This window comes from Dermacoccus sp. SAI-028, assembly GCF_004346775.1.
GTDB classification, from domain to species: Bacteria; Actinomycetota; Actinomycetes; order Actinomycetales; family Dermatophilaceae; genus Dermacoccus; species Dermacoccus nishinomiyaensis.
On the sequence record NZ_SMFS01000001.1, the window covers coordinates 2,289,409 to 2,307,061 of the forward strand.

A 17,653-nucleotide genomic window follows, 5' to 3' on the forward strand; every position below is an offset into this window, starting at 1 on the left:
ATCAGGGAGTGAACTCGGCCACCCTCCGACCCACCCCGAGAAGCTCCGCCATGGCGGCCACGCAGCGTTCCGCTGCGTGGCCGTCGCCGTAGGGGTTCACGGCCGTAGCCATCGAATCGTAGGCCGCGGTGTTGTCAAGGAGAAGCTGGACCTCGGTATGGATCCGTGCACGGTCCGTGCCCACCAAACGCACAGTCCCGGCCTCCACAGCCTCGGGGCGTTCCGTCGTGTCACGCATGACGAGAACGGGCTTGCCCAGAGACGGAGCTTCCTCCTGCACCCCGCCGGAATCGGTGAGCACGATGTCGGCTGCCGCGAGCACGTGCGCGAACTCGTGGTAGCTCAGCGGCTCGGTGAGAACCACGTTCTTGGCCGCCGAGAGGATGGGTTCGATCGCCGTTCGCACGACTGGATTCTTGTGCATAGGGAGAAGCACTAGCAGGTCTGGGTTCCCGGTTGCCAGGTCCGCGACGGCAGACATTGCGGCAGTCATCCGGTTCCCCCATGACTCGCGGCGATGCGCGGTCACGAGCAAGATCCGTCGCCCGCTGTTCAACGCGTCCGCCACCTGCGGATCGGTGAAGTCTGTGTCGATGCCGGTCGTGGTCTTGAGCGCGTCGATGACCGTGTTACCCGTCACCACGATGTCCTCTGCAGCGATACCCTCACGCTGGAGGTTGGCGCGAGAAGTAGATGTCGGAGCCAAGTGCAGCGCCGCGAGTGGAGCGACCAGCCGACGATTCGCTTCTTCGGGGAATGGAGAACTCATGTTTCCGGTACGCAACCCGGCTTCCAGGTGTACCACGGGAGCACGATGATAAAACGCCGCGAGGGCCCCCGCGAGCGCACTTGTCGTGTCGCCTTGCACAACCACGGCGTCCGGATTCTCCTCGGCGATGCACTTGGCGACCGCCTCGAGGGTACGTGAGGTGATTTGTTCGAGACTCGCGCCGTGAGCCATGAGGTTCATGTCCACGTTTGGCCTGATCCCGAAGAGACTGTTGACCTGGTCCAGCATTTCGCGATGTTGCCCAGTTACCGCGACAATCGGATCAAACCGCTGATCCTCGCGAAGGGCCAGAACCAATGGGGCCATCTTGATCGCTTCGGGTCTTGTGCCATAGACGGTCATGATCTTGTGAGTCACGTATTTCTCCTCCGTGTGGGGCCCGCCACGTCGTACTTTGTGAAAAGCGTACCTGCGCAGCCCAGAACGCCCTCACCCGGGACAGATTTGGGCCTCAGCACACCGAGGGCGCCTGCCGAACCGTCCCGCCACGATCGTCCTCGACGAGCCCGAACTAGGGTTGCACCGTTCGCCATTCACCTCTTGAGCGAACTTCTGCGGGTCGCAGCACGCGACAGCCACCGCGTCATCCTCGCAACCCAGTCCACGGATCTGCTCGGTGAGTTCGACCTCGAGGAGATCGCAGTCGTTGAACGCCGCGACGGGTCGACCCACGTCTCCAGACCCGACCGCGGGCAACTCGACGACTCCCTCCACACCCACTCCGTAGCCGAGATGTGGGAGATGAACCTCCTCGGCGGCCGCCCGACGGCCGACGACGTCAGCGCGTCATGAAATACATCGCGCTGGTGGTGGAAGGGCAGACGGAGGAAGCCTTCGTCACGCAGATCCTCAATCCATATCTCTCGCGGCCCGACATGTTCGCGATCCCCGCGATCGCCAAGACCAAATCGACGCCGACGGGCAGCCACAAGGGCGGCGCGCCCTGGCACAAGTATGTGCCCCTGGCCTGCGCACTAGCCGCCCAGCCCGATAAGGCTGCGGTGGGCATCCTCATGGACTTCTACGGGGTTCCCCGTGACACACCCGGCTTCGACGCCAAACGCTCCGGCGCGGAATACCGCGAGGCTTTCCTGGGCCGCATGCGCGAAAATCTGAACTCCTACCGCGTTCAGCCGCACGTCATCATGCCCGAGTTCGAGACGCTGGTCTTCGCCGCCATCGACGCGGGCACGCGGTCCAGCCTGACCGATGCCGATCTCGGCGCGCTACGAGACGTCATCCGCAATTTTGGTGGGAGCATCGAAGCCATCAACGGAAGCAGGGAAACGAGCCCATCGCACCGTCTCGCCGCGGCGTCCCGACCTACGTGAAGACGGCGATCGGCATCAGCTTGCTCGAGCAGGCGCCGTTCGACGACATCCTGGAGCGCTGCCCGACCTTCGCCCAATGGCTGTCAGAAATCGTAACCGCAGCACACAACCACGCGACCTGAGTGCTTGGGCACCTAAACGATGGAGCATGTGCGTGAACGAGGCATCCCCATGACTCGTGATGCGTCACACCGACGGGCTAGGCACCCTGGAGATCGTCGCCAACGGCCCGTCGAGCTGCGCCTGCATCTGGCGAAACACTGCGTCACCACGCATGTACGGGTCGACGACGTCCGCCGCGTCGTCCTGACGTGCCGGCACCTGAGCACGCCGAGCACCCGCTGCGGCGACGAGCTGCGCGACGACGTTGTCGCCCGTCGCGCGGGCCACGTCAGCGGAGGCGAGCCCGTCGCACAGATCCGCGAAGTCGAGGACGGCGAACACCCGGCGCAACGCGAACGGCGCCACCTGCACGACGAGACGACGATGCTCGCGCGTCGCCGTCAGCACGAGTTCGGCTCCGGCCACCATCTCCTCGGTGAGCTGACGCGCCGCATAGTTCGACGTGTCGACACCCCGCGCCTCCAGCAGCCGCGCACTGCCTGGCTCGATCGGCTGCCCGACGAGCGCACCCGTGCCCGCACTGCTGACGCGCACCCCGAGCGGCGCCAATTCGTGCGCCAACACACGCTCCATGTACGGAGAGCGACAGATGTTGCCGGTGCACACAGTCAGGATGCTCGGCTCACGCGGCGCCTGCTGCGCCCCCGGTGCCGGCTGCGCGCGGCGCGCGGGCCGCAGCGTCGCGCCGGCGGCGTTGGCGTCCTCGTCACCCCACCATGAATCGGGCTGCGTGGCCGGCACGGTTCCAGACCGTTGGGACGCACTGCTCGGGGCCGGCGGCGTGTCGCGTTCGTCAGCCCAGGGGTCGAAGTCACTCATGCTCGTGCGGCGCCAGCTCGTGGACGAGCGGCACGACGTCGGCGATCGAGTCGCAGATGCGCGTCGGCACGAAGGGGTAGCGGTCGACCTGGTCGGGCTTCGTCGAGCCAGTCAGCACGAGGATGCTGCGCAACCCCGCCTCGAGGCCACTGCGCACGTCCGTGTCGAGGCGGTCACCGATCATCACCGTCGACTCCGAGTGCGCGTCGATGCGGTTGAGGGCGCTGCGCATCATGAGCGGATTCGGCTTGCCGACGTAGTACGGCTTGACGCCCGTCGCCGCCGTGATGAGCGCAGCGATCGACCCCGTCGCCGGCAACGGCCCCTCCGTGCTCGGGCCTGTGACGTCCGGGTTCGTCGCGATGAACCGCGCGCCACCCTCGATGAGACGGATCGCACGCGTGATCGCCGTGAACGAATACGTGCGCGTCTCCCCCAGCACGACGTAGTCGGGGTCGCGCTCCGTCATCGTGTAGCCGATGTTGTAGAGCGCCGTCGTCAGCCCTGCCTCACCGACGACGTACGCCGAACCGCCCTCTCGCTGATCGTGGAGGAACTGCGCTGTCGCGAGCGCCGACGTCCAGATGGCCTCTTCGGGGATGTCGATGCCGCTGCCCTGCAGGCGGGCGCGGAGGTCACGCGGGGTGTAGATCGAGTTGTTCGTCAGGACGAGGAAGCGTCGGCCGGTCTCCTGCAGTGCCTGGAGGAACTCCGCCGCCCCCGGAATGGCGCGCTCCTCATGCACGAGAACGCCATCCATGTCCGTCAGCCAGCACTCCACTGCGTGGTGGTTACTCATCCGCTCATCCTCACTGTCGTGCCGAATCGTTCAACCCATGATGCGACGAACGGCCGCCGCCACCGTCGCAAGCGCCGGATCGGCCTGCGCCGCCATCCTCGCAAAGAGCTCCGGGCCCTGACGGAACGGGTCGAGAATCTCCGCCTTGGCATCCGAACGAGCGCTGTGACGCTCGACGCTGCCCGCCGGCGACTTGGCGACGAACTCCCGCAGCCCGTCGACGCCTCGGGTTCCAGGCACAGGGGCGGCGCAGACGTCGGCGAAGTCGAGCAACGCGAAGACGCACGACGCCGCCGTCGGCGCCTCTTCGACGAGGACGCGCCGATGCTCGCGCGACGCCGTCAGCACGAGGTCTGCCTCGCGCACGAGCGCTGGCGTCACCTGACGCGGACGGTAGCGCGCGCCGTCGAGGCCGCGCTCGCGCAGGAGTGCCTGCGATCCCGACGACATCCTGTCGATGAGCAACGCGCCCGTCCCGGCGCCCTCGACGCGCACCGGCAGACCCGCCAGGTCGGCGGCCAGCACACGCTCGAAATACGGTGAGCGACAGACGTTTCCCGTGCACACGACGAGGATGGTGAAGGTCTCGCGATCATCCCCGGTGGCCAGGCTGTCGACCTCAGGGCCCGCCTGCTGAGGGCGAACCGGCGCCGGCCCGGCATCGAGGCTGAGCGAAACGTCCGGGCGGGCTCGCGCTGCCGCACGCGCGCGCTTCGCGGCCTGCACCTGCGCGAGCCGTCGCTGATCGGCGCGCGTGCGGAACGTGCCCCACTGCCCGGGCGTCACGGGCTCGACGGCCTCGTCAGCCTGGGCCGGTTCGCCCGACGACGCGGCGTCGCGCGGTTCGCTCACGTCACTCCCCCGTCGTCTCGAGCGCGACGAGGTCGTAGTCGACGACGACCGCCGCGTGGTCGCTCCACCGCTGATCGTAGGCTGCGGCGCGCCCGATCCACGGTTCGCGTGCGACGGCGGCGAGCGCCGGGCTCGCGAACTGGTAGTCGATGCGCCATCCGGAGTCGTTGTCGAACGCCTTTCCGCGCCACGACCACCACGAGTACGGGCCCGGCACGTCGCCGTGATTGGCGCGCACGACGTCGACCCAGCCGTTCTGGGTGAGCCGCGTCAGGTACGCCTGCTCGTCCTCGAGAAACCCGGCCTTGCCACGGTTTCCCTTCCAGTTCTTGAGGTCGTTCGCCGTGTGCGCGACGTTGAAATCGCCCATGACGAGCGCCGGACGGTCGACGAGCTGCGCCATCCGCGACTCGAGCGCGTCGAGGAAGGCGTATTTCGCATTCTGCTTGTCGGTGCCCGCCTCGCCGGTGTGCACGTAGACGCTCGCGATCGTGACGCTGCGCCCGTCGACGACGACGTCAGCCTCCACCCAGCGGCCGATCTCGTCGAAGCCGTCGATGACGCTGCTCGACGACGCGAGCGCATGCTTCGTCAGGATGGCGACGCCCTCACGGCCCGCAGCGGCCGACTCGGCGTGCGCGAGCTCGAACTCGGCGAGAGCCGAACCGTCGAGTGCGGTCGCGAACTGCTTCGCCGACGCGCGCACCTCCTGCATCGCGACGACGTCCGGCTCCTGCTGCGCCAACCACTCCAGACCCCCGCGACGCTGCGCCGCCCTGATGCCGTTGACGTTCGCCGTGATCACTCGCATGGGCTCATCGTTTCAAGGCCGGATGATCGTGTCGAACCCACCGACCGCAACCGCGCCCAGCCCGAAACCCTGCGTCCAAGTGCACCCGGGTGCATCTGGACGCAGGGAAGAGGTCAGCTCGCGGGGGTGATCGTCGGGCGGCCGAGGGCGTGGACGGTGAAACCCGCCTCAGCCCACCGCTGACGATCCAACGCATTCCGCCCATCGATGAGCACACGACCCGCGACCTGCTCAGCAACATCGGCCGGGTCGAGATCGCGGTACACCTGCCACTCCGTCAACAACACGACCACCCGCGCCCCCACCAACGCCTCATCAACCGTGTCGACATAACCCGGCCCCGGACGCTGCGCCCGCGCCACAGCCAGTGCCTCCGGATCATGCACCCGCACATCCACACCCAAGGCCACCAAACGCTCAGCCACGTCCAACGCCGGACTATCCCGAATATCATCCGAATTCGGCTTGAACGCCGCCCCCAACACCGCCACCGGCGCCCCCACGACGTCCTCACCCAACACGTCACGCACGAGCTCCACCACCCGCGAACGACGACGCACGTTCGTCGCATCCACCGTCCGCAAGAACTCCACCGACTCCGCCAGGCCAAGCTCCTCACCACGCGCCATGAACGCACGAATGTCCTTCGGCAAGCACCCCCCACCGAACCCGACACCCGCACCCAAGAACTTGCGCCCGATGCGCTCGTCATGCCCGATCGCATCCGCGAGCGCGACGACATCACCGCCGCTCGCCTCACACACCTCAGCCATCGCATTGATGAACGAGATCTTCGTCGCGAGGAACGCATTCGCGCTCACCTTGACCAACTCAGCCGTCGCGAAATTCGTCACCAACCGCGGCGTACCCGCCGCCAACGCCCGCGCATACACCTCATCCAGACGCGCAACATCCGCATCCGCGAACTCCCCCTCCACGCCATACACGAACCGATCCGGCGTCAACGTGTCCTTCACCGCGAAACCCTCACGCAAGAACTCCGGATTCCAGATCAGACGCGCATCCACCCCCTCACACACGCCGGCCTGCAGCACCTCAAGCACGCGCGGCACCGTCCCCACCGGCACCGTCGACTTGCCCACCGCCACCGACCCCGCCTTCATGTGCGGCGCCAACGACGCGAACGCACCGAACACATAATCCGTGTTCGCCGCATACTCCCCCGGCTTCTGCGGCGTCCCCACACACACGAAATGCACATCAGCATCCGCCACATCAGCGATGTCCGTCGACCACCGCAACCGACCCGACGCCTGCGCACTCGCCAACAACTCCGGCAACCCCGGCTCGAAGATCGGACTACGCCCCGCCGCCAACGCCTCGATCTTCGACACATCCGTGTCGACACCCACCACGTCATGACCCAACTCAGCCATGCACGCCGCATGCACCGCACCCAAATAGCCCGTGCCGATCACCGAGATCTTCAAACCCATGCCGCAGATTCTAGGGTGCCGCCCCTGCTGCGACGCTCATTTGCCGCGCGCGGCCCCCACGCAGGTCGCCGTTGCGCCCGTTGTCGCCAAGGACGAGGACGAACGGCGGCGCGTCGAGCTGCGCGGCGAGCACGCTCAGCTGCACGGCCAGGCTTGCGCTCGCCCCACGGACGGGGATGATGACGCTCACCTCGACGTCCGAGGGGCGTGTCATCGACTGCGACCTAACCGAGCTTGACGCCCGTGAAGGCGACGAAGGTGACGATCGCACCGAGCGCGTACAACGCGACGTCCGTGCCCCGCGAACGCACCTTGAGATCGGGCACGACACGCTCGGGGAAGACGGCGCGCATGATCGCCCCCAGCAGCGGACCCACGGCCATGAGGATGCCGCCGACGCGCACATGCCCGCCGAAGACGACGGCGAGGCCCAACGCGACCGGCAGCACGACGACGAGCCACGGGACGCCGACCTTGAAGTGACTCACCGACCCCGAGCCTCGGCCTCACGCTCGGCGGCCTCCACGACGTTCGTCAGCAGCAGCGCACGCGTCATCGGGCCGACGCCGCCGGGGTTCGGCGACATGAATCCGGCGACCTCAGCGACGTCCGGTGCGATGTCACCGGCCACCTTGCCGTCGACGCGGCTGACTCCGACGTCGAGCACTGCGGCACCCTGCTTGACCATGTCCTTCGTGATGAGCCCCGGCACACCGGCGGCGGCGACGATGACGTCTGCGTTCTTCGTGTGAGCCGCGAGGTCCTTGGTGCCGGTGTGGCACAGGATGGCCGTCGCGTTCTCGCTGCGACGTGTGAGGATGAGACCGAGCGGGCGCCCCACCGTCAGCCCACGCCCGACGACGACGACCTCTGCACCGTTCAACGGCACGTCGTAGCGGCGCAGCAGTTCGATGACACCCATCGGCGTGCACGGCAGCGGCGCCTCCTCGCCGAGCACGAGCTTGCCGAGGTTGACCGGGTGCAGGCCGTCGACGTCCTTCTCCGGCTTGACGCGTGAGAGTAGCGCGACCTCGTCGAGGCCCGTCGGCTGCTGGATGAGGAAGCCCGTGCAGTTCTCGTCGTCGTTGAGTTCGTCGATGACGGCCTCGACCTCGGCCTGTGTCGCGGTGGCCGGCAGATCCTTGCGGATCGAGGTGATGCCGATCTCCGCGCAATCCTTGTGCTTGGCATTGACGTACCACTGCGAGCCCGGGTCATCGCCGACGAGCACCGTGCCGAGGCCCGGCGTGATGCCGCGCGCCTTCAACGCATCGATGCGCCCGCGCAGCTCGTCCTTGATCGTCGCGAGGGTGGCTTTTCCGTCGAGCGTCGTCGCAGTCATGGCCCCAATCCTGCCAGACGCCCCGGGCGCGCGGTCGGCGCTCACACCGGGGTGTGACGGGACGCTCGTGATCGACCTGGGCTCACGCGTACGGTCGTCGCATGACACGAGCGTGCCGAGCGGCGAGTGGCGTGGCGCGTTCCCGCGCTCGTGGCACTCGTCGTCGGGGTGCTCGTCGTGGCGTTGTTCCTCGTCGTCGACCGCCGTTCGTCAGCCCCGGTCGCCGACGCGCCCTCACCAGCCTGAGCGGACGCCCCGTGGTGGCCTTCGTCGGCGACAGCTACTCCGCCGGCTCGGAGGCGAGCTCACCGGACAAGCGATGGACCACCGTCCTGAGCGCTGAGCGCGGGTGGAACGAGATCAACGTCGCCGTGCCTGGCATGGGCTACGACGTGGGGCGTCCGACGCAGCACTACCTTTCCCAGGTCGCACGAGCCGCAGCGTCGAAGCCGGGCACGGTCATCATCTCCGGCGGATGGAACGACGTCGCCCGCGGCGTGCCGACGGCGACCATCGTCGAGGGCCTGCGCGAGACGCTCGCGGCGGTGAAGAAGCACGTCCCCGAGGCGCGCGTCGTCATCATCGCACCGATCGGACCGGCGAGTTCTCCCCCACCCGACCTCGTACGGCTGCGCGATGCCGCCGCACCCGTGGTGCGCAGCTCAGGTGCGACGTGGCTGGATCTCGACTTCCCGCTCACCGGTCACCCTGAGTGGATCAGCCCTGACGGCCTGCACCCCAACGACGCGGGCTACAAGCGCCTCGCCGAGCTCACGAACGCGCGTCTGAAGTAGCCCGTCGGCCACCGGAGCGTGCCGCCACCGCTGCCGCCGCAGCGGTGACGACCATGCCGACGACGGTGCGCACATCGACACCTTCGCGCGCCACCGGGTCGAGCAGGTCGATGACGAGCGCCGCGACGAGCTGCCCCATGATGCCCATGAGCCCGAGCACGAGCACGCTGATGTGCTCCGTCGCCCACGCCGACAACCCGATGAACGCGATGCCCAGCGGCGCACCGAGCCACGCCCACCAGGGAGCGTCGTGCGGCCACTGCCACTGCGTGAAGCCGAGGAGCACGCGCGCACCGGCGAACACCACGAGAGCGATCACGCCGACGAGGAAGTTCTGCAGCGTCGTCGCGTACGAACTACCTGCCCGCGCACTGACGCGCCCGTTGAGACCCTGCTGGAACTGCGTCATGACGCCCGCGATGATGACGGCGAGGGCCGGCAGGATCGCGATGCCACCCGGGACGTGCTGGCCGCTCACCGTGATGCCGACCCCGACGACGGCGAACGCTCCGGCGAGCGCGCGAGCGGGGGTGATCGGCGTGCGCCCCTTGGGGCCGGCACCGACGTGGTCGGCGAGCAGCCCGCCGAGTGCCCGGCCACCGACGCTCGCGACGATGAAGACCGCTACCCCGAGGATGGCGACCGTGCTCGTCTGCACCGCCACGAACGCACCGCCGAGAACGCCGCCGAGGCACTCCCACCAGCGCAGACGCCCCGCCCGAATCGCGTCGACGAGCCGACCCGCGCCGCGGCGCAGGCTCGGCACGACGAGCGTCAGCACGAGCAGCGCGAGCCCCGAACCGAAGCTCCACACCGCCGCGACGAGCGGCTCGGACAACGGCTCACCGAGCGTCCCGTTGAAGCGCGCCTGCAACGACAGGCACGCCCCACCGAAGAACGCGGCAGTGAGGGCAAGCGCCTCGGAGGAGGCTCTGGCGTCACGCTTCATCGCAGGGCACCGCGACGATGGCAGGTTTGGCCGAAGATGTGGCCGACGTTCAGGCCATCTTGAGCCAAACCCGCCATCTGGGGGTTGTCGATCAGAGGTGTCATTCAGTGCGCGAAGTGACGCGTACCGGTGAAGTACAGGGTGACGCCGGCCTTGTTCGCGGCGTCGATGACCTCGGCGTCACGAATGGACCCACCCGGCGCGACAACGGCCTGGACGCCCGCGTCGAGCAGGATCTGCAGGCCGTCGGCGAACGGGAAGAACGCGTCCGACGACGCCACCGAACCACGGGCCCGCTCGGCGCCCGCACGCGTCACGGCGAGGTTGCACGAGTCGACGCGGTTGACCTGGCCCATGCCGATACCGACCGACGCACCGTCCTTGGCGAGCAGAATCGCGTTCGACTTCACGGCGCGCACCGCACGCCACGCGAACTCGAGGTCACGCATCGTGGCCTCGTCCGCGGCCTCGCCGGCGACGAGCTGCCAGCGCTCAGGGTCGTCACCCGTGGTGCGACCGTCCTTGTCCTCGCCCTCTGCGTCGATCATGTCGCGCTCCTGCACGAGCAGACCACCGCTGATCGGGCGCATGTCGAAACCACCCGCAGTGGGCGCGGGCACGGTGACGAGGCGCAGGTTCTTCTTCGCGGTGAGTACCTCGAGCGCGTCGTCGTCAAACGCCGGCGCGACGACGACCTCGGTGAAGATGTCCTTCACCGTGTCCGCCATGGCCTTCGTCACCGGGCGGTTGGTCGCGATGATGCCGCCGAACGCGCTCGTCGAGTCGCACTCGTGGGCGCGCTGGTGCACGGCGGCGATGTCCTCGTCGGGAGCGCCGACGGCGATGCCGCACGGGTTGGCGTGCTTGATGATGGCGACCGTCGGCACGTCACCGTGGTCGTACGCGGCGCGGTAGGCGGCGTCGGCGTCGACGTAGTTGTTGTACGACATCTCCTTGCCGTGCAGCTGCTCGCCCTGGGCGAGGCCGCTCGCGTCGGCCGACGTGTAGAGGGCCGCCGCCTGGTGCGGGTTCTCGCCGTAGCGCAGGCTCGCAGCCTTCGTGAACGTCGCGCCCATCCAGTCGGGGAACTGATCGCCCGTCGCCTCGTCGTCCGAACCGGCGAGGTTCTCCCCCATCCACGTCGCGACGGCGACGTCGTACGACGCGGTGTGGACGAACGCCTCACGCGCGAGCTCGGTGCGCTGCTGCAGCGTGAAGCCGCCACCGTTGACGGCGGTGATGACGTCGTCGTAGCGCGACGGGTCGGTGACGATCGCGACGGTGGGGTGGTTCTTCGCGGCCGCGCGCACCATCGTCGGGCCGCCGATGTCGATCTGTTCGACGCACTCGTCGATGCTCGCACCGGACGCGACGGTCTCGGCGAACGGGTACAGGTTGACGACGACGAGGTCGAACGGTGCGACGCCGAGCTCACGCAGCTGCGCCAGGTGGTCGTCCTTGCGCGAGTCGGCGAGGATGCCCGCGTGCACCTTGGGGTGCAGCGTCTTGACGCGACCCTCGAGGCACTCGGGGAAACCGGTCAGCTCCTCGACGGGCGTCACCGGGATGCCGAGACCGGCGATGAGCTTGCTCGAACCACCGGTCGAGACGATCTCGATGCCGGCGTCGGCCAGGGCGCGTGCCAACTCCTCCAGACCCGTCTTGTCGTACACCGAGACGAGGGCCCGCTTGATGGGGCGCAAACCGTCACTCATTGATCAAAACCGTCCTGCCGTTGATGGACCAACCACGTGCGAACCTGCGGACGACGTCCACAAGCATGTCGCGCTCCTCGACCTTGATGCGTTCGTGGAGCGAGTCTTCGTCGTCATCGGCTCGCACCTCGACGGCGCGCTGCGCGATGATCGGGCCCGTGTCGACGCCGGCGTCGACGACGTGACACGTCGTACCCGTGATCTTGACGCCGTGGGCGAGGGCATCCCGCACACCGTGCGCGCCGGGGAAGCTCGGCAGCAGCGCCGGATGCGTGTTGATGACGGTGTGGCGCGCGAGCGTCGTCGCACCCAAGATCTTCATGAAGCCGGCCGAGACGACGAGGTGCGGCGGCGCATCGGGGTCGCCCGAGTCGTCGTCGAAGCTGCGCTCGATGGCGTCGGCGAGCGCCTTGTCCCAGGCGTCGCGGTCGGCGAAATGGGCGGTGTCGACGACGAATGTCGGGATGCCTGCGAGCATCGCGCGCTCGAGACCGGCGCACTCGCGGTCGGCACCGACGGCGACGATCGTGAACGGCGAGCGCTGACCGCGAGCGACCGCGTCGGCCTCTGCGTCGATGAGCGCCTGCAGCAGCGAACCGCTGCCGGAGACGAGGACGACGACCTCGAGCGGTCGGGTGTCGGGGCGCAGCTGCGGCGTGGCACTCACGTGCATAACCCTACCGACCGTGCTTGACGAAGCAGCGACTGCGAACCCGGTAATCCTGAGGGGTGGAAAGCTGCACGCGCCCGCTCGTGAGGCACGGCTGCGACCTGCTGTGATGGGCGCAGCATTTCATGCTTCATATCGGCTCGACTCGGCCTATGCCGAGTACGCATCGCACGAGACAGGAGACGACCTCGAGCATGTTCGGAGCAATCGGGCGCGCCGCGATCAGCGCGAACGGCGTCGCTCGAACGACGAACACGCGGCAGGCTCACAGCGGTGACGATGCACCGGGGCCCGATCTACAGGTGCGACCTCGGCCACGGGGAGAAACCCTGGCCCGTCGCCTCGAACAACGCCCGTGACACCCATCTGCGCAGTGCTCTCGTCGTGCGCGTCACGACCTCGACGAAGCCGCCGCTGCCGAGCATCGTCCCGATCGAGCTCAGCGGCGCGAGTCGCGCGGGCCAAGAACTCCTCGGCAGCGTCCTCTGCGACGACATCGAGGTGCTCGACGACGACCACCACGTGCGCCCCGGGAGCGGGTTACCACCGCACATCATGCAGCGCGTCGATGCTGCCCTCACGGTGGCTCTGGCCCTCACGTGACCAGGCGATGATGCCGAGGACGCCACGCGGGGCTCAGTTGAAGAAGAACTTCTCGACCTCGTTGGGGTTCTGGCTGTAGGAGCTCTCGCAGGATTCGCGCGCCTGGTTGGTGTTGGCGCCCCACAGGCACTCCTGATAGCTCTTCGTGCGTTCGTAGTGCACGAGCGGCGCGGCCGTCATGGCGAGCAGGAGAGCCGTGAGCACGAGGCCGACGAGGTTCGGCCCGAACGCACCCGCGACGCCGGCGCGGCGCACGTCGCGCAGGTAGCGGATGCCGTAGAACAGCGACAACGCCAGCGGGATGGCGGCCAGGCCCGACGCGGGCAGCGGCAGCCACGACAGCAGGAACCCGAGCAGCAGATACCGCAGCGACAGGACGTTGTTGCGCAGACCGGGCGGCAGCTGGGGCATCTCACTCACAGCACTCCCAACGATCGAGGACGACGATTTGATCCCGCCGCGCGGGCCACGTACGTCGCGTCACGTCTGGTGGCTTGAACGCCAGTGACGCGCCGCCGCCGTCGCGAGCGCGGGCAGCACGAGCAGTAGCGGCGCGACGAGCCACGCCTGCCACGACGGGCCGGCGTACTCGAGCAGCCCCCGCGACACCGACGCCGTCGAGAACCACCACAGCAGCCACAACGTCACCGTCGTGACGGCGGCGGCGCTCGCCGCGACCGTCAGCTTCGCACGCAGACTCGCGAACCGGGTGAGTGCCCGGCCCGAGGCCCAGCCGATGAAGACGCCGACGCCGATGGGCACGGCGAGCGCCGCCCAGGCCCACGGACCGACGTGGTCGGGCAGCGCCCCGAGGACGGGGACCATCGGCAGGGTGCCGGGCGTCATCCCGGAGTGGCCGATGCTGACGGCACCCGCCTCGAACGGCGCGCCCGTCGTCCACCCCGCCATGTGGGCGAGAAGATTGGGCAGGGCCATCACCTGCGCCAGTACGAGCAGGCAGCCGCCAACGACGCCGGGCGCGAGCGCTTGGTGAACCGCCCACACACGCGGCGCGTGCCAGGCGATGAGCACGACGAGCAGCAGCAGCGACAGCGCGGCGAACAGGCCGGCGCCGCGCAGGCCCGCAGACAGCGAACGGCGCAACAGCAGCGGGGTGGCCTCGACGACGACCTCGTCGAACGCCGCGAGTTCGGGCGAGTGCTTGCGTTCGTGCCAGGCCGTCCACGCCACGCCGAGCGCGGCCACGAGCGCCGGGCCCACGATGAGCGACCACCAGTGGATGTGGCTGTGGCCGAGCCCCGCGACGATGCCGAGCACCTGTGCCGCGACCACGTATCCCCCGACGTACGCGAGCATGATGGCGCGCAGGTCCGCGGCGCGCAGCCGTTCGTCGGGGAACGCCGCGCGCGCGCCGAAGCAAGCGGCGAGCACGCAACCGAGCGTCAGCAGCAGCGGGCTGAAGACGACCGTGATGCCGTCGACGACGACGTGCCCGCGATGTGCGAGCGCCCACAGGTCGATGGCGACGCCGAGTGTGTCGTTCCACGACGACGTCGACTGTGCATCGAGCGTCCATGCGGCGAAGACCGGGACCATGAGGACGACGAGTGACGCGAGCGCCGCGACGATGCCGTACCCGAAGGCGAGCGGGACGTGCGGGCGCCCGGCCGGTCGCGATTCGTTCGTCGAGCGACCATTCGCCCCGGTGCGCGCCGCATCTCGTTGAGACGGTCCTGTCGAACCTCGTGACGCCGAGTCACGAGACGCTGCGCTCTGTCGCGGCGGGCGGGAGCCGCCACCCACGCCGTCACGGGCACCCGCGCGCGCGGGTGAACTGCCGCCCGCACGCTGCGGGCGCTGCGGTCGAGGGCGTTTGTTCGCCGGAGACGAGGCGGACGAAGAACTGCGGGGGCGACGATCACTCATGGCCCGGCCATCCTCTCAGGCCGCGCTGGGCCGATGCTCGAGGCTCGCCGCAGGAACGACTGATCCCGCCACTTACAGCAGGTGGCGGGATCAGCGGCGCACGGGTCGAAGCCATGTGGCGCCGAGAGCGCTCAGACCTGACGGAACGCTAACGTCACTTGGCCTGGATGCGGATGGCCTGCTCGTCGCCGTAACCGCACTTGACGTCGATCGTCTTGATCTTCTTGCCGTTCGGCACCTTGTAGACGACGTCACCCGTCGTCGTGTCGCCCTTGTAGAGGGTGCCGTAGTCGAGACGCTGCCCGTACGAGGCGAAGTCCTCGCGCGCGGACGTGTTGTCGTCGAGCTTCACCTTGAGACACGTCGTGCCGGCGTTGAGGTTCTTGTCGCCGAGGTTCGTCATCGTGATGTTGACGGCGACGAAGTGGTTGCCGTTGCCCGGCTTGTCGAAGTCGTTCTCGGGGGTGATCGGGTCGGCGATCTTGTTGACCTTGGCCGACATCTCCTTCGTCTTGACCTCTTCACCGACCTTGCCGGTCTTGGGGCCCGACGCGTCTCCCGAGTCGCCCGTACCGGTGTCGGAGGACGGGGACTCGCTCGTCGTCGGTGCAGCCGCGCTCGAGCTCTGATCGGGCGTGGAGGCCGGCGACGTGGCGCTCGGGGCCGCCGAGGTGGCCTCGCCCGCAGCCGACGACGCGGCCGAGGCCACGGACGGCGCCGCGCTGTTCGCGGCCGACGTGGCCTGGGACGCGCCGCCCTCGACCTGGGTGCAGGCGCTCATGCCGAGCGTCATCGTGCCGGCCAGCAGGGCCAGGCCCATCGTGCGTGCGGTGGTCTTCATCTGGGTGTTCCTTTCGGTGCGTCCGAGCCGCGGCGGGCCCGGGCTGAGGGTGAAGTGGTCAGTGGGCGAGGTCGACGCGGATGGTGCGCTGATCCCCGGCGAAGTCGAGGGAGCATCGCACGTCGACGGACTTGAGCTTCTGGTTCTTCGGCAGCTCGAACGTCACGTCCCCGCTCGCGGCGTCACCCTTGTGCAGGGTGGACGAATCCATCGGCGAACCGTAATCGGCGAACAGTGACGCCGACGCCGACCCGTTCGTCGTCGTCTTGGCGTCGATGCACATCGACGGGCTGAAGTTGATCGGTGCGCCGCCGACGTTCGTCACCGTGATCGACACGGCCGCCCACTTCTTGCCGGCCCCCGGCTTGAAGACCGCAGAATCGCCGACCGGCACCGGGTCCACGACCTTGGTCACCTTCACCGACAACTTCGAGGTCTTCGCCTCTGCACCGACCTTCGTGGTGACGAGCCCCTGCTGGCCGGAGCCGAGCGGATCGGATGCCGGCGCGGACGACGCGGCCGCCTCGCTCGACGCGGCACCAGCGGACGTGGCGGGCGCCGACGACGACTCGGGCGCGACAGCAGACGTCGCCGCGCTCGGAGTCTGCGCGGCCGCGTTCGACGACACGGCGGCACTCGGCGGCGCAGACGCGCTCGCCGCCGGCGACGAACCGTCGACGCTCGTGCACGCACCCACCGACAACGTCACGCCCACAGCTCCGACGAGACCGAACCCTTGCTTCAAGTCCATGACGATCCCTCCCAGGTCGACGGACTCTCGCCCGCGTCATCATTCATAACTTAACCGTCACTGGGACGCCGCTGCATGATCATTGGTTCCATCCGTGCGCCGACTTCTCGCGGCCATGTCGTCGGCACCTCGGCGACACGACGAACGCCCCCGCACCAGCGCGAGCCGATGCGGGGGCGTTCGTCGAGATCACCGAAGCGACGTTCGGTGAATCCGCCTCACTTGCTGAGGTTGTTCATGATCTCCGTCATGAGAGCGGCCGTCTCGGACGGCGTCTTGCCGACCTTGACGCCGGCGGCCTCGAGGGCCTCCTTCTTCGCGGCAGCCGTGCCCGCGGAGCCGGAGACGATGGCGCCGGCGTGGCCCATCGTCTTGCCCTCGGGAGCGGTGAAGCCCGCGACGTAGCCGACGACCGGCTTCGTCACGTTCTCCTTGATGTACGCCGCAGCGCGCTCCTCGGCGTCGCCGCCGATCTCACCGATCATGACGATCGCGTCGGTGTCGGGGTCGTTCTGGAACGCCTCGAGCGCATCGATGTGCGTCGTGCCGATGACCGGGTCGCCGCCGATGCCGATGGCCGTGGAGAAACCGAAGTCACGCAGTTCGTACATCATCTGGTACGTCAGCGTGCCCGACTTCGAGACGAGGCCGATGCGGCCCTTGCCGGCGATGTTCGCCGGGATGATGCCGGCGTTCGACTCACCGGGGCTGATGATGCCCGGGCAGTTCGGGCCGAGCAGGCGCGTCTTCGAGCCCTTGCTCAGGTTGTAGAACTCGGCCGAGTCCTTCACCGGGATGCCCTCGGTGATGACGACGGCGAGCGGCATCTCGGCCTCGATGGCCTCGACCGCGGCGCTCTTGGCGAAGGCCGGCGGCACGAAGATCACGGAGACGTTGGCGCCCGTCTCGGCCATGGCGTCCTTGACGGAGCCGAAGACCGGAACCTGCTTGGTCTCGCCGTTGACGTCGAAGTCAACCGTCTGGCCGGCCTTCTTCGGGTTGACGCCACCGACGACGTTCGTGCCCGAGGCGAGCATGCGCGCCGTGTGCTTCATGCCCTCGGAGCCGGTCATGCCCTGAACGATGACCTTGGAGTCAGCGTTGAGAAAAATCGACATG

At 68.3% G+C, this 17,653-nt stretch carries 22 protein-coding genes; 5 read left to right on the forward strand and 17 right to left on the reverse strand.

Annotated features, from left to right (window positions below):
* Position 1: 1 nt before the first annotated feature.
* Complete coding sequence (gene wecB / locus EDC82_RS10400) at positions 2–1,132, reverse strand: non-hydrolyzing UDP-N-acetylglucosamine 2-epimerase (protein ID WP_200829326.1); 1,131 nt, start codon at positions 1,130–1,132, stop codon at positions 2–4.
* Positions 1,133–1,330: 198 nt separating this feature from the next.
* On the opposite strand from wecB, the gene EDC82_RS10405 reads away from it, so the two are divergent.
* Genes EDC82_RS10405 through EDC82_RS15145 form a run of 3 tightly spaced genes read left to right on the forward strand, consistent with a single transcriptional unit; the run spans position 1,331 to position 2,243 of the window.
* A complete protein-coding gene (locus EDC82_RS10405; protein WP_131941442.1) occupies positions 1,331–1,582 on the forward strand; it encodes a hypothetical protein in 252 nt (83 codons plus the stop codon).
* Positions 1,579–2,121: a DUF4276 family protein gene (locus EDC82_RS10410; protein WP_131941444.1), complete on the forward strand. Its 543-nt coding sequence runs from the start codon at positions 1,579–1,581 to the stop codon at positions 2,119–2,121. Before EDC82_RS10405 ends, EDC82_RS10410 begins: the two co-directional genes overlap by 4 nt.
* Positions 2,118–2,243 carry a hypothetical protein gene (locus tag EDC82_RS15145; protein ID WP_255569620.1) on the forward strand — a complete coding sequence of 42 codons (126 nt, stop codon included), beginning with the start codon at positions 2,118–2,120 and terminating at the stop codon, positions 2,241–2,243. Before EDC82_RS10410 ends, EDC82_RS15145 begins: the two co-directional genes overlap by 4 nt.
* Positions 2,244–2,307: 64 nt before the next feature.
* Here EDC82_RS15145 and EDC82_RS10415 read toward each other — a convergent pair whose 3' ends face one another.
* The 8 genes from EDC82_RS10415 to EDC82_RS10450 form a co-directional block, all read right to left on the reverse strand.
* Complete coding sequence (locus tag EDC82_RS10415) at positions 2,308–2,985, reverse strand: low molecular weight phosphatase family protein (RefSeq protein WP_235006198.1); 678 nt, start codon at positions 2,983–2,985, stop codon at positions 2,308–2,310.
* Between the two features lie 70 nt (positions 2,986–3,055).
* Positions 3,056–3,862 (reverse strand): HAD-IIA family hydrolase, encoded by an 807-nt coding sequence (locus EDC82_RS10420; RefSeq protein ID WP_131941450.1) that lies wholly within the window; start codon positions 3,860–3,862, stop codon positions 3,056–3,058.
* A 30-nt stretch (positions 3,863–3,892) separates the two neighbouring features.
* Positions 3,893–4,714: a hypothetical protein gene (locus tag EDC82_RS10425; protein WP_160126233.1), complete on the reverse strand. Its 822-nt coding sequence runs from the start codon at positions 4,712–4,714 to the stop codon at positions 3,893–3,895.
* A gap of 1 nt (position 4,715) precedes the next feature.
* The gene (locus EDC82_RS10430; protein WP_131941455.1) at positions 4,716–5,525 is read right to left on the reverse strand and encodes an exodeoxyribonuclease III; all 810 of its coding nucleotides are present in this window, start codon (positions 5,523–5,525) and stop codon (positions 4,716–4,718) included.
* Positions 5,526–5,638: 113 nt separating this feature from the next.
* Entirely contained in the window at positions 5,639–6,982 is a 1,344-nt protein-coding gene (locus tag EDC82_RS10435; RefSeq protein WP_131941458.1) for a UDP-glucose/GDP-mannose dehydrogenase family protein, read from the reverse strand.
* 10 nt (positions 6,983–6,992) lie between these two features.
* Positions 6,993–7,196 (reverse strand): hypothetical protein, encoded by a 204-nt coding sequence (locus tag EDC82_RS10440; RefSeq protein WP_131941461.1) that lies wholly within the window; start codon positions 7,194–7,196, stop codon positions 6,993–6,995.
* A gap of 10 nt (positions 7,197–7,206) precedes the next feature.
* Positions 7,207–7,470 (reverse strand): DUF3017 domain-containing protein, encoded by a 264-nt coding sequence (locus tag EDC82_RS10445; RefSeq protein WP_062257943.1) that lies wholly within the window; start codon positions 7,468–7,470, stop codon positions 7,207–7,209.
* On the reverse strand, positions 7,467–8,324 hold the full coding sequence (locus EDC82_RS10450) for a bifunctional methylenetetrahydrofolate dehydrogenase/methenyltetrahydrofolate cyclohydrolase (RefSeq protein WP_115297304.1): 858 nt from the start codon (positions 8,322–8,324) through the stop codon (positions 7,467–7,469). The genes EDC82_RS10445 and EDC82_RS10450 overlap by 4 nt, the downstream gene beginning before the upstream one ends.
* 257 nt (positions 8,325–8,581) lie before the next feature.
* On the opposite strand from EDC82_RS10450, the gene EDC82_RS10455 reads away from it, so the two are divergent.
* Positions 8,582–9,118: an SGNH/GDSL hydrolase family protein gene (locus EDC82_RS10455; protein WP_160126234.1), complete on the forward strand. Its 537-nt coding sequence runs from the start codon at positions 8,582–8,584 to the stop codon at positions 9,116–9,118.
* Here EDC82_RS10455 and EDC82_RS10460 read toward each other — a convergent pair.
* The 3 genes from EDC82_RS10460 to purN form a co-directional block, all read right to left on the reverse strand.
* Positions 9,096–10,067, reverse strand: coding sequence for a DMT family transporter (locus tag EDC82_RS10460; RefSeq protein ID WP_131941467.1), 972 nt, complete (start codon positions 10,065–10,067; stop codon positions 9,096–9,098). The two genes, EDC82_RS10455 and EDC82_RS10460, sit on opposite strands and share 23 nt — an antisense overlap.
* Positions 10,068–10,171: 104 nt before the next feature.
* Positions 10,172–11,782: a bifunctional phosphoribosylaminoimidazolecarboxamide formyltransferase/IMP cyclohydrolase gene (purH, locus tag EDC82_RS10465; protein ID WP_131941471.1), complete on the reverse strand. Its 1,611-nt coding sequence runs from the start codon at positions 11,780–11,782 to the stop codon at positions 10,172–10,174.
* Positions 11,775–12,455 carry a phosphoribosylglycinamide formyltransferase gene (gene purN, locus EDC82_RS10470; protein ID WP_131941473.1) on the reverse strand — a complete coding sequence of 227 codons (681 nt, stop codon included), beginning with the start codon at positions 12,453–12,455 and terminating at the stop codon, positions 11,775–11,777. Before purN ends, purH begins: the two co-directional genes overlap by 8 nt.
* A gap of 276 nt (positions 12,456–12,731) precedes the next feature.
* On the opposite strand from purN, the gene EDC82_RS10475 reads away from it, so the two are divergent.
* Positions 12,732–13,055 (forward strand): type II toxin-antitoxin system PemK/MazF family toxin, encoded by a 324-nt coding sequence (locus EDC82_RS10475; protein WP_131942063.1) that lies wholly within the window; start codon positions 12,732–12,734, stop codon positions 13,053–13,055.
* A gap of 33 nt (positions 13,056–13,088) precedes the next feature.
* Here the strand turns inward: EDC82_RS10475 and EDC82_RS10480 are convergent, their stop codons facing one another.
* The 5 genes from EDC82_RS10480 to sucD form a co-directional block, all read right to left on the reverse strand.
* Complete coding sequence (locus EDC82_RS10480) at positions 13,089–13,475, reverse strand: hypothetical protein (protein WP_074040318.1); 387 nt, start codon at positions 13,473–13,475, stop codon at positions 13,089–13,091.
* A gap of 60 nt (positions 13,476–13,535) precedes the next feature.
* The gene (locus EDC82_RS10485; RefSeq protein WP_160126235.1) at positions 13,536–14,612 is read right to left on the reverse strand and encodes a DUF6350 family protein; all 1,077 of its coding nucleotides are present in this window, start codon (positions 14,610–14,612) and stop codon (positions 13,536–13,538) included.
* 484 nt (positions 14,613–15,096) lie between these two features.
* On the reverse strand, positions 15,097–15,783 hold the full coding sequence (locus EDC82_RS10490; RefSeq protein WP_131941477.1) for a DUF4352 domain-containing protein: 687 nt from the start codon (positions 15,781–15,783) through the stop codon (positions 15,097–15,099).
* 58 nt (positions 15,784–15,841) lie between these two features.
* On the reverse strand, positions 15,842–16,534 hold the full coding sequence (locus EDC82_RS10495) for a DUF4352 domain-containing protein (RefSeq protein WP_131941479.1): 693 nt from the start codon (positions 16,532–16,534) through the stop codon (positions 15,842–15,844).
* 218 nt (positions 16,535–16,752) lie between these two features.
* The gene (gene sucD, locus EDC82_RS10500; RefSeq protein ID WP_131941481.1) at positions 16,753–17,652 is read right to left on the reverse strand and encodes a succinate--CoA ligase subunit alpha; all 900 of its coding nucleotides are present in this window, start codon (positions 17,650–17,652) and stop codon (positions 16,753–16,755) included.
* Position 17,653 lies beyond the last annotated feature (1 nt).